This window comes from Bacillus sp. AFS012607 (assembly GCF_002558005.1).
Taxonomy (GTDB): Bacteria; Bacillota; Bacilli; order Bacillales; family Bacillaceae_G; genus Bacillus_A; species Bacillus_A thuringiensis_S.
In genome coordinates this window covers 13,070-24,968 of sequence record NZ_NTVM01000013.1, presented here as the reverse complement: position 1 = coordinate 24,968, position 11,899 = coordinate 13,070, and the positions used below count along the sequence as shown (strand labels likewise).

The following is an 11,899-nucleotide window of genomic DNA, read 5'->3' as shown; positions in this document are numbered from 1 at the left end:
CATTAAGAGAGGGAATACATATGGAAAATAATTTAGATAGAATTAGGGATCAACGATTAAAAGATCGCGTAGTTACACCCGAAGAAGCAGCTTCATGGATTGAAAGTGGAATGACTTTAGGTTTAAGTGGATTTACACGTGCTGGTGATGTAAAAGCAGTTCCATTTGCACTTGTAAATCGAGTTAAGAATGATAAATCTTTTAAAGTAAATGTTTATACAGGGGCTTCCTTAGGTTCGGATGTAGATAAATTATTTGCTGAGGCAGGGATTTTAGGGAAAAGATTGCCTTTCCAAGCCGATGCAACTATGCGAAAAGGAATTAATAACGGAGACTTTTTATTTGTGGATCAGCACTTATCTCATACAGCAGAGTTACTCCGTGCTGACGTTATGGATATAGATGTTGCTATTTTGGAAGCGGTTGCGATTACTGAAGATGGTATGATTATTCCAACCACTTCAATTGGAAATTCCTTAGCATTTTCCTTACATGCTAAGTCTATTATCATTGAAATGAATATGGCTCAATCTACGCAATTAGAGGGACTGCATGATTTATATGAACCAGGTAAACAAGGGGTAAGACTTCCAATTCCGCTCGTAAAAACGGATGATCGAATTGGAACAATTGGTATCCCGATAAATCCTGAAAAAGTAAAGGGAATTGTGTTTACGAATCAATTGGATTCGCCATCGACAATTGTTCCTCCGGATGAAGAAACTGTTATTATGGCACAGCATTTAATAGAATTCCTTCGAGAAGAAGTCAAAGTAGGCCGATTAACAAATCGTTTAGCGCCGTTACAATCAGGAATTGGTTCAGTGGCTAATGCAGTATTGCACGGAATGTTAGATTCAGAATTTGAAGATTTAGAAGTATATTCCGAGGTTTTACAAGATGCAGTTTTTGATCTTATGGATGCTGGAAAAGTCAATTTTGCTTCTTGTTGTTCTATCACGCTTTCTGAAGAGAAAATGCAACAAGTATTTTCTAACTTTGAAAAATATCGTGACAAATTAATGATGCGTCCACAAGAGATTTCCAATCATCCTGAAATTATTCGTCGCCTTGGATTAATCTCAATTAATACTGCATTAGAATTAGATATATACGGAAATGTTAACTCTACTCACGTTTTAGGTACAAAAATGATGAATGGTATTGGTGGGTCTGGTGATTTTGCAAGAAATGCTCGCTTAGCTATCTTTGTTACTAAATCGATTGCGAAAGGTGGTAACATTTCAAGCATCGTTCCTTTTATTTCTCATGTAGACCATACTGAACATGATGTAGATGTTATCGTCACTGAACAGGGGTATGCTGACTTAAGGGGACTTGCGCCAAGAGAAAGAGTGGAACTAATTATTGAGAATTGTGTACATCCAATGTATCGTGACCAGCTAAGAGCTTATTACGAAGAAGCACAAACAAGAGGTGGACAAACTCCTCATGTTTTAGAAAAAGCTTTTTCTTTAAATAAATTGTTAAAAATCGTAATGATTATAATAAAGATTTATAAAAGTAATTTCTAATTTATGGAAATAAAAGGTTTTTTGAAGTGCTTTCCGAATCAATTTAGTAGTTTACATATTGAAAGTGAGGAAAAAGAATCATGAAGATAAGAGAAGCGTTATTAAGTGAAGCAAATGAATTAAGTGAATTCGCACTACATTCAAAAGCAACGTGGAATTATAGTGAAGAATTCATACTTGCCTGTAAGGAAGATTTAACAATTACGGAAGAGTACATAAAAAATAATTTTGTATATGTTTTAGAAAACGATAATACGAAGATTGGGTTTTTCTCATTTTTACATAACGATAAAGCTCTCGATTTCTTATACATTCATCCTCGTTACAAAGGAAAGGGGTATGGAAAAATAATGTGGAAGTTTGTAATAGAGTAAGCAAAGGAACTAGGAATAAAAAGCTTTACAATTGATAGTGATCCGAATGCAAAAGGATATTACTTAAAAATGGGAGCACAGTTAATAGGAGAGACACCATCAACTGTCTTTAAGGGTCGTTTACTGCCTCTTTTGAAATATGATGTGTAAAACTATTAATAGTAGGGGAAGATTAGAATGGATGATGTAAAGGAAAAAAGAATATATGAAGCACTAATAAAATCGTGGTCGATTGAAACAAGTTCAAAGTGGACAATTGAAAATCCAGCAAAGGGACAATGTGGTGTTACAGCTCTTGTCGTTCAAGACATATACGGAGGAGAAATTAAAAAGACAAAAGTAAGAGAGGTATGGCACTTTTATAACTTTATAGATGGGCAGAGATTTGATTTTACAGAGACTCAATTCAATGGGAAATTGAATTATATGGATGAAAAGTCAAATCGGGAAGAAGCATTTGCAGATACAAATGAAAAGCAATATAGCATTTTGAAGGAAAAAATAACAAAAGAATTAAAATTATCTTTTGACTCTTAATCTTTAATAAGTTACTATAATGGTGGTAACTTATTAAAGGGAACTTCATAGAGTTGAAAGGGGAAATACTTTTGAAAACAACTTATGTAAACGCTACAATTGTAACGATGAATGAACAAAACGAAGTGATAGAAAATGGATATATCATTGTAGAAAATGATCAAATTATAGATGTAAAGAGCGGAGAATTCGCTAATGATTTTGCAGTAGATGAAGTAATTGACATGAAAGGAAAGTGGGTTTTACCAGGGCTTGTAAATACACATACACACGTTGTAATGAGTCTCTTAAGAGGTATTGGCGATGATATGTTATTACAACCATGGCTGGAGACGAGAATTTGGCCACTTGAAAGTCAGTTTACTCCAGAGCTTGCGGTTGCTAGTACGGAATTAGGATTACTTGAAATGGTGAAAAGTGGTACAACATCATTCTCTGACATGTTTAATCCAATTGGAGTAGATCAAGATGCAATTATGGAAACGGTATCAAAGAGTGGGATGCGAGCTGCTGTTTCAAGAACTTTATTTAGCTTCGGAACGAAAGACGATGAAAAGAAAGCAATCGAAGAAGCTGAGAAATATGTGAAGCGTTACTATAACGAAAGTGGCATGTTAACTACGATGGTTGCACCGCATAGTCCATATACATGTAGTGCAGAACTGTTAGAAGAGTGCGCTCGTATTGCAGTAGAAAATCAAACGATGGTTCATATTCATCTTTCGGAAACAGAGCGTGAAGTACGTGATATTGAAGCGCAGTACGGGAAACGTCCAGTAGAATATGCAGCAAGTTGCGGGTTGTTTAAACGCCCAACAGTTATTGCACACGGTGTAGTATTAAATGAAAATGAGCGTGCATTTTTAGGAGAACATGATGTTCGAGTAGCACATAACCCAAATAGTAATTTAAAACTAGGTTCTGGTATAGCAAATGTAAAAGCGATGCTAGAGGCAGGAATGAAAGTAGGAATTGCAACAGATAGTGTGGCATCTAACAACAATTTAGATATGTTTGAAGAAATGCGCATAGCGACTTTACTACAAAAAGGTATTCACCAAGATGCAACAGCGTTACCAGTTGAAACAGCTCTTACACTTGCGACTAAAGGAGCTGCTGAAGTAATCGGGATGAAACAAACAGGATCACTTGAGGTTGGAAAGTGTGCTGATTTTATTACGATTGACCCATCTAATAAGCCGCATTTACAACCAGCAGATGAAGTGTTATCGCACCTGGTATATGCAGCTAGTGGAAAAGATATAAGCGATGTAATTATTAACGGAAAGCGTGTCGTTTGGAATGGCGAATGTAAAACGTTAGATGAAGAGCGTATTATATTTGAAGCGAGTCGTTATAAACGAGGTTTACAAAGATAGATAATTATGTGGCAGTTGAAAAAGCTATCCTTTTTTAAAAGGATAGCTTTTTTCTCGAACGAATAAATATTCAAAAGAATGTCGCATCTTTCTGTTCATATTTCTGCTATAATATATTACGCTTTATAATATTTTATATTTAAGGAGAACAACTCATGAAGCGAAAAAAGAGCCATTTAATGGTAATGGCACTTGTTACATCTTTATTATTAACAGCTTGTAATAATAAAGCGGATAAAAGTGACATAGAGGTTAAAAAACAAGTGTTAAATGTAACAGTATCAGAAGAAATTCCTTCTCTGGACACTGTGAAAACAACAGATGGTACATCAGCGCACGTTATGCAGAATATATTTGAAGGGTTATATGTATTAAATGATCAAGATCAGCCTACTCCAGCCATAGCAAAATCGTTTAAAAGAAGTGAAGATGGTAAGAAATATACATTTGACTTGCGTAAAGATGCAAAATGGTCAAATGGGGATAATGTAACAGCAAATGATTTTATGTTTGCGTGGAAACGTGCAATTAACCCTGAAACAGCATCTCAATATGCGTCCATGCTCTTTTATGTAAAAAATGCCAAAGAGATTAATAAGGGAGCAATGTCTCTAGATGAACTTGGAGTTACGGTTATAAATGATTATAAGTTAGAAGTTGAACTAGAACAGCCAATTCCGTATTTTTTACAGTTGTTAGCATTACCTATATATTTACCACAGCATGAATCATTTTTGAAAGAACAAGGAAACAATTATGCATTGGAACCTAGTAATCTCATATATAACGGTCCATTTGTATTAGAAAAATGGAAGCATGAACAAGAGTTTCAATTAAAGAAAAATGCTACATATTGGGATCAAAAGAAAGTGAAACTAGACGAAATAAACTTTCATATCGTGAAGGATACAATGACAGCTGTAAATTTATATGAAGCCGGAGATTTGGACCGGGTACCTATTAATTCGCAAGTTGTAGACAAGTATAAGGGGAATAAGGAATTACATATGTCGAGTGATCCTGGAATTGCTATGCTTCGTTTTAATGAAAAAAATACCGCGTTAGCAAATAAAAAGGTGCGTCAATCTATTTCATTAGCGTTAAATAAAGATGATTTCGTTGCTCACTTTATTAATAACGGAGCAAAACCTGCAAGTGGACTTGTACCAGTTGGTCATGTAAATGAAGAGACTGGCAAAGATTTTAGAAAAGAAAACGGAGATCTTTCTCTATATGACTTACAAAAGGCGAAAAAGATTTGGGAAGAAGCGAAAAAAGAACTTGGAGTAGGCGAAGTAAACCTTGAGTTTCTAACATTTGAACAAGATAACGCAAAACGTATGGCAGAATATATAAAAGGTGACTTAGAAAAGTATTTGCATGGATTAACGATACAAATTAAACAACAGCCATTTAAGCAAAAATTACAGTTAGAACAAACAGGTGATTACGATATAACTATGGCAAATTGGGGACCTGACTATAAAGACCCAATTAGTTATTTAGAGTTATTTACGACAGGGAATCCGAATAATAAAATGAATTATTCTAATGTTCGTTACGATGAATTAATAAAGAAAGCGAAAACGGATTTTGTACTAGATAGGGAAAAACGATGGGAAGCGTTGCGAGAAGCCGAGCAGGTATTATTAGAAGATGCTGCGGTGGCGCCGCTTTATCATATTGGCTCAGCGTATGTACAAAAGGAGTATGTAAAAGGGATTGAAAAACATCAATTTGGTGGTGTTTATACTTATAAGAATGCTTATATTGCTAATGAATAAATACAAAAAACCTTACTTTTTAAAAGTAAGGTTTTTTACACATGAATTCTATTAAACCGATTTTAATAAAGCGTAAAAATTCGTATCATATGGGATATCATCTTGATACATATAATTTTTTAGAACGCCTTCTTTTTCAAAGCCTAATTTTAATAGTACTTTATTGGAAGCTTCATTTTCAAGAAATACAATTGCCCCGATCCGCTTTAAATGAATCGTATGGAAACCGTATGATATAACCTCAGAAACAGCTTCAGTCGCATATCCTTTTCCCCAGTGTTCAGGTAAAAAGGCATAACTTATATTGGCTCGTTTATGCTCAGAAGACCAATCGTGAAAACCAATGGTACCGATGAGTTCTTTCTTGTCTTTTAATTCGATTCCCCATTTTATACCGTTTCTTGCATTGTAACTGAGCTTAAAGTTATGAATGATTTGTTTCACTTGATCAACATCTTGTAACGGTTTTTGGCCATAATAGCGCAGTACATTAGTATTAGAAAAGCATTGTAGTATACGCGGTGCATCTTCTTCGGTCAGTTCTCTTAAAATAAGTCTTTCAGTTTTTAATAAAGGAAACATATTTTCGCTCCTTTGCACATGAAAATAGAATGTATTTGTTATTATATAATTTAATCTGAAAATAAAGATTATTCAAATTGTAGGGAAATTATTGGCTGGAAATAAATTATATAATTTATTTTAAAAAGACTTTATAGGATTAATACAAATAATGAATTGAAAAAGGGTATTCCAAATTAAAATTGGAATACCCTTTTTTCATTACCCTACAAACGTTTGATACAGTAAGAAAATATTTAAAATGATAACGAGTGCTGCAATTATCCATGCGATAAATGTTGTTATACGGTGGTTAACGAGTGCACCCATAATCTTTTTATTACTTGTAAACATAATAAGTGGCACTAGTGCAAATGCAATACCAAATGATAAGACAACTTGACTCATAACGAGAGCGTAAGTTGGATTTACACCTAAAGCGATAATAACTAGTGGTGGAATCATTGTAATAAATCGGCGTAAATATAACGGAATATGCATGCGAATGAATCCTTGCATAATAATATCACCTGACATTGTACCTACAGAAGAGCTTGATAAACCTGCTGATAAAAGTCCAATCCCAAATAATGCAGCCGATACAGGACCTACTAAGTTGGTAAATTGAGTGTAAGCAACATCTAAATCTTCAACGTGCATACCGTTTTTAAAGAATAGTGCAGCTGCTACAATTAACATACTTGCATTAATTGCTCCAGCGATAACCATTGCAATAATAATATCGATAAATTCGAAACGAAAAATCTTTTTCTTTTGTTCGTCAGTTGTTCCAACCACGCGGCGTTGTGTTAATGCAGAATGCAAGTATATTGCATGCGGCATAACTGTCGCACCTAAAATCCCTGCTGCAAGTAATATACTGTCTACACCTTGGAATTTCGGAATAAATAGTCCTGAAAGAAGGGGACTTAATTCTGGTTTTGCATAAAAAACTTGGATCCCAAATGCTATTACTACAATAAAGATCATCCCTGTAATAATAGCTTCTAGTGAGCGAAATCCTCTGCGTTGAAACTCAAGAATAATAAATGATCCGACTGCTGTAATTAAAGCAGCTGGTAACATAGGTATTCCAAATAATAAATACAATCCGAGTGCTGCCCCGATAAATTCAGCTAAATCTGTAGCCATAATAACGAGTTCACCTTGTATCCATAAGCCGATAGACACAGGCTTTGGAAAGTTTTCACGAGCTATTTCGGGTAAATTGTTTCCTGTAGCAATTCCTAATTTAGCCGATAAAGTTTGGATTAATACAGCCATTAAGTTAGAAGCGAATATAACCCATAATAGTAAATATCCATATTGTGAACCAGCTGCGATATTTGTAGCAAAGTTGCCAGGATCAATATAAGCAACGGACGCGATAAAAGCGGGCCCTAAAAATGGTAACAGTCTTTTCCAGCCTTTTGTTTCTCCACTTAAAGCTAAGTGAGCTGATTGTACAGTTGTACTTTCAGAAGGGAGATGTTCATCTTTTGTTATATCTTTATTCATAGTAGTTTTCCCCTTTAAAATGTTAACTTGATGAAATTATTGTATTTATTCTTACTCATTATTTCAATACATTTAAATATGTTATGTGATAATTTCATTTGAACACGAAAGTTTCCTTAATGCAAATTATATGCCTTTATGCAATAGATGGTGTGATAATGTAAAATGAATTGGGAGTTTATGGTGTGATGACATGGGGAAACATAGTGAATTAAAGGGCTGTTTTTGAAATTTATGTGAACATAAAGCCGATAATACAGCATATTAATTGATGGAATTGCATTTGTATGATATATAATATATTGGGATTACAACATAACCATAGTGTTTTGATGTGTAATCTTGTTTTTTTATTTTTGTTAACTGATAGAAAATAGTATAAAGAAAAGAAAATGGGATTCATTTTCTTATTATATATGTTTTGATATGAACGTTAACTTATACATGATTTTAAAAATTAGATAGGTGGTAGAAATACATTGGCAACTACAAAACCATACAGAGTATTACTATATTACATGTACACAACAATTGAAAATCCAGAAGAATTCGCGGCAGAGCATTTAGAATTTTGTAATTCACTTGAATTAAAAGGAAGAATTCTTGTAGCAAAAGAAGGTATTAACGGAACTTGTTCTGGAACTGTAGAGCAAACAGAAAAATACATGGAAGCAATGAACAATGATCCACGTTTTGATGGTATCGTATTTAAAATAGATGAAGAAGAAGGGCATGCATTCAAGAAAATGCACGTACGTCCTCGTCCAGAATTAGTTACACTTCGTCTAGAAGATGACATTAACCCACACGAAATAACTGGGAAGTATTTAGAGCCAAAAGATTTTTATGAGGCAATGAAACAAGAAGATACAGTTATCATTGATGCACGAAATGATTATGAATTTGATTTAGGACACTTCAAAGGTGCGATTAAACCTGATATTGAATCATTCCGTGAATTACCAGATTGGATTAGAGAAAACAAAGAAACACTTGAAGGTAAAAAGATTTTAACTTATTGTACAGGCGGAATTCGTTGTGAGAAATTCTCAGGTTGGTTAGTTCGTGAAGGTTATGAAGATGTAAGTCAGCTTCACGGCGGAATTGTAACGTACGGAAAAGACCCAGAAGTACAAGGTGAGCTTTGGGATGGACAATGTTACGTGTTTGATGAGCGTATCGCTGTACCAGTAAATCAAAAAGAACATGTTATCGTTGGTAAAGACCACTTTACAGGTGAACCATGTGAGCGCTATGTAAACTGTTCAAATCCAGAATGTAATAAGAAAATTTTATGTTCTGAAGAAAACGAAGCGAAATATTTACGTGCATGTTCTCATAAATGTCGTGTAAGTCCACGTAACCGCTACGTAATACAACATGAATTAACGGAAGAGCAAGTAGCTGCTGCATTAGAGAAAATCGAAGCAGGGAAGTAAGCTGAATTCGTATAATAAAAAGGTACTCCAAGCTTTATTTTGGAGTACCTTTTTTGTTATACGGTTCTGTCATTTGTCGGTAAGTCGATATATTTGAAAAATCGCTGATAAAAATTTCATTTACTGCAGCATACCACATATTTGGAAATAACCTTCTTTAATTTTTATCCTCTTTTTCTTTTACAGCAGACAGTACAGTTTGTTTTACCCATGCTTTTCTTCTTTTGTGCTGCACAGCCCATTGGTATAACCCTTGAGCCCCTAAAATAAGTGAAATGACAATGCCGCTAATCGCAATTAATAGAGCGAAAAATTCAAGAGGTGACGATATTTTGTTTGAATCGGTGTTTCTTAGAAGATCGATCATAGTAAACCCTAACATTTGGCCAACTACAGAGTAGAGCGTTAAAATTAATAATAAGAGACTATCTTTTTTTGAGGCGACATTTTCTTGATATTTAAACAAACTATCAAGATTTTGTTTCGCGTTCGAGTATAAAACCTCAATATTAAAAAGTTTTCTTAAGCGGAAGAAAATATCTTCACTTTGTGATTGAGATACTAATTCTAAAGAAAAATAATTAGCAGTGAACGAATTAATCGAATAAATTAATTTCTCTATTTCATTAGTATCTTGTTCAATATTTAGCTCAGCATAGGCGTTTGCCATTTTTAATAAAACAATTTTATGGAATAGGTTTAATAATAAAGCGTAATAAAATTCTCCGTACATTTGACTAGCAAGTTTATCGATTTCGCGTTCTCCTTCATTTGTTACACATGTAAAAATATGTTCTTCCATAATGAAATAACGATTTGGAGCCCATCTCTGGTAAGCGTGTTTTTTTAAATAGTTATGAATGTAAGGAAGGTTACTTGCACTCACATATGGCTTACCATCACTTGTTAATCCGGAAAGACTGGAAGTACGATAAACATCCACTTCATTAAGTTCCATACCTTCTTTTAGTGACAATAAAGTTTGGACGTACATTCTCTGGTCTTCAAAGAAAGGGAAGGTTTGAAAGTATGAACTTCTTAATCTCTTCTTTTCAAAGAAATCAGTTACGCCATGAAATAAATAACCAAAAATGAATTTTTCAACTTGGGAATACTTTTTTCCGTTACATTCAATACAAATAGACTCATTTGTATCAGTTTTAGTTTCAAGTACACGGAAGCGATCTGCGAATTCGATTGCTTCAGATAAAGTCATGTTTGGAGCAGTGTTTACTTCTGTTCGAATTGTTAAGAAGCCAAGTTCATAAGGACAAAGTGTTACATCAATAGAGTGTATCTTGAATGGAATTGAAATAAGGTTTGTTGTTAAATGTCCAGTTAAGTTAAGATCTTTTGAATAACGTTGCAAGCCCTTTTGATGCTCTGAGTGAGGAAAGAGAATTTTATTTGTAAATGAAAGATAGTATGCTTCCATATTTTGATGTGAAACTTTAAACTCCCCATAATATGTATTTTCATCATCGAGATGATCGAGCCGAAAAGGACGAAAATCGTTTTTTTGTAAGAAAGGGAACATATTTTGTTCATATCCAGTTTTAAACGAAAACGGGAATATAAATTGGAATATAGCTGTTGCTACACCTTTTTCCTCAATTGTTTGTATTGCCTCCATCTACATTGTTTCCTTTCCATATATGCTATAGAAACAACATGCCCAAATTTATTTGAAAATAACCACTGTTTTATACTCAATTGAGAGTGAAAATTCAGCTTATTTAGCAGAGGACATGTATAATGTTATGTATACTAAAAGTTGTAAAATTGTATTTTGAAAAGGGGGATGCTGTATGCGGATTTTAGTATTAGGCGCTGGTGGAGTCGGAGGGTTTTTTGGTGGCAGATTAGTCGAAAAGGGAGAAGATGTTACATTTCTTGTTCGTAGTAAACGGAAAAAACAATTAGAGGAAAGAGGACTTGTAATCCGAAGTGTTAACGGGGATTTTTCCTTCCAACCGAAATTAATAACGAAAGAAGAGAGAACTTCTCCATTTGATGTCATTTTATTTTCAACAAAAGCGTATCACTTAAACGAGGCTATTCAAGATTTGAAGCCGTTTGTTGGCGAAAATACTGTAATCATTCCATTGTTAAATGGTATCGCTCATTTATCACTACTACAAAAAGAATTCGGCGAAGAAAAAGTAATTGGCGGTTTATGCTTTATCGAGACGACGTTAAACGATCAAGGAGAAATTGTACAAACTAGTGCTGCCAACAGACTTGTGTTTGGAGAAATTAAGTCTCAAAATTCAGAGAGAGTAAAGCATATTTCTAAAGCATTTGCAGGTACGAAGTCTAGTTTTGTTTTAAGTGAAAATATTACGCAAGATATGTGGCATAAATATTTATTTATTACTGTAATGTCAGGTGTGACAACGTTAATGCGTGCACCAATTGGACCAATTCGTGAAAGTGAAGGCGGCCGTGATTTTATCCGTAATGTGTTTGAGGAATCTGTACAAATCATGAGAGTATTAGGAGCTCCAGTAAAGGAAAATATTGCCCAGGAACATATGAAAACGATTGATAAAATTTCGTATGATATGAAGTCATCGATGCAGCGTGATATGGAAAAGGGTTCATTTATTGAAGGGAAGCACTTGCAAGGATATTTACTGGATGTAGCAGAGAAATTTTCTATAGCGGCACCATTATTAGGAACTATATATCAAAATTTAAAGGTGTATGAAGAGATGACCTTTAACAAATCTGTAATAGAATTAGATGTATGAAAAAATAAAAAAGATAGCA

The 11,899-nt window shown here is 34.1% G+C and carries 9 protein-coding genes and 1 pseudogene; 7 read left to right on the top strand and 3 right to left on the bottom strand.

Going from position 1 to position 11,899, the window contains the following annotated elements:
- The first annotated feature begins 20 nt into the window (after positions 1-20).
- The 5 genes and pseudogenes from CN409_RS16740 to CN409_RS16720 all read left to right on the top strand — a co-directional run bounded on the left by CN409_RS16740 (position 21) and on the right by CN409_RS16720 (position 5,609).
- Positions 21-1,535 carry a succinate CoA transferase gene (locus CN409_RS16740; protein WP_097981440.1) on the top strand — a complete coding sequence of 505 codons (1,515 nt, stop codon included), beginning with the start codon at positions 21-23 and terminating at the stop codon, positions 1,533-1,535.
- 80 nt (positions 1,536-1,615) lie between these two features.
- Positions 1,616-2,059: pseudogene (locus tag CN409_RS16735) on the top strand (GNAT family N-acetyltransferase).
- A gap of 27 nt (positions 2,060-2,086) precedes the next feature.
- Complete coding sequence (locus tag CN409_RS16730) at positions 2,087-2,446, top strand: YunG family protein (RefSeq protein WP_000342908.1); 360 nt, start codon at positions 2,087-2,089, stop codon at positions 2,444-2,446.
- 53 nt (positions 2,447-2,499) lie between these two features.
- Entirely contained in the window at positions 2,500-3,825 is a 1,326-nt protein-coding gene (locus CN409_RS16725; protein ID WP_003309343.1) for a bifunctional S-methyl-5'-thioadenosine deaminase/S-adenosylhomocysteine deaminase, read from the top strand.
- 155 nt (positions 3,826-3,980) lie between these two features.
- A complete protein-coding gene (locus CN409_RS16720; protein ID WP_000823502.1) occupies positions 3,981-5,609 on the top strand; it encodes a peptide ABC transporter substrate-binding protein in 1,629 nt (542 codons plus the stop codon).
- A 51-nt stretch (positions 5,610-5,660) separates the two neighbouring features.
- On the opposite strand, the gene CN409_RS16715 is transcribed toward CN409_RS16720, so the two are convergent.
- Both CN409_RS16715 and CN409_RS16710 read right to left on the bottom strand, forming a co-directional pair.
- A complete protein-coding gene (locus CN409_RS16715) occupies positions 5,661-6,191 on the bottom strand; it encodes a GNAT family N-acetyltransferase (RefSeq protein ID WP_000484220.1) in 531 nt (176 codons plus the stop codon).
- Positions 6,192-6,392: 201 nt separating this feature from the next.
- Positions 6,393-7,688 (bottom strand): Nramp family divalent metal transporter, encoded by a 1,296-nt coding sequence (locus tag CN409_RS16710; RefSeq protein WP_001030674.1) that lies wholly within the window; start codon positions 7,686-7,688, stop codon positions 6,393-6,395.
- 479 nt (positions 7,689-8,167) lie between these two features.
- On the opposite strand from CN409_RS16710, the gene trhO reads away from it, so the two are divergent.
- A complete protein-coding gene (gene trhO / locus CN409_RS16705) occupies positions 8,168-9,127 on the top strand; it encodes an oxygen-dependent tRNA uridine(34) hydroxylase TrhO (RefSeq protein ID WP_000246235.1) in 960 nt (319 codons plus the stop codon).
- Positions 9,128-9,284: 157 nt separating this feature from the next.
- On the opposite strand, the gene CN409_RS16700 is transcribed toward trhO, so the two are convergent.
- Entirely contained in the window at positions 9,285-10,760 is a 1,476-nt protein-coding gene (locus CN409_RS16700) for a hypothetical protein (protein ID WP_000387459.1), read from the bottom strand.
- Positions 10,761-10,935: 175 nt separating this feature from the next.
- Between CN409_RS16700 and panE the strand changes: the two genes are divergently transcribed.
- A complete protein-coding gene (gene panE, locus CN409_RS16695; RefSeq protein ID WP_001221905.1) occupies positions 10,936-11,880 on the top strand; it encodes a 2-dehydropantoate 2-reductase in 945 nt (314 codons plus the stop codon).
- Positions 11,881-11,899 lie beyond the last annotated feature (19 nt).